1 pseudogene is annotated in these 239 nt (G+C 56.1%); it reads right to left on the bottom strand.

Annotated features, from left to right (window positions below):
- Positions 1-177 (bottom strand): annotated as a pseudogene (locus SB753_RS40950) (two-component sensor histidine kinase); the annotation flags it as partial.
- Positions 178-239: the final 62 nt, after the last annotated feature.

Here is a 239-nt window from a genome sequence, read left to right as displayed (position 1 = left end):
GAGCTCCTGAAACTGCGCGAGCTTGCCGATAATCTCAATGTCGTCGCGCCGCTGCAATTCCTGCGACAGCGAGCGATAAAGGAATGCACCCATGAGCGCAAATACGATAAGGGCCGCTACCGCGAATGCAGCGGTCAATCGCTTGAGAAGCGAATAGGGAACCTTCCTCGCGGTCACGAACGATCCTCGAGTACGTAGCCCATTCCACGGACCGTGTGCAACATCTTCGTCTCGAACGA

It is taken from the genome of Paraburkholderia sp. SIMBA_053, from assembly GCF_046534895.1.
Taxonomy (GTDB): Bacteria; Pseudomonadota; Gammaproteobacteria; order Burkholderiales; family Burkholderiaceae; genus Paraburkholderia; species Paraburkholderia caledonica.
This window is presented reverse-complemented; position numbering and strand designations above follow the sequence as displayed.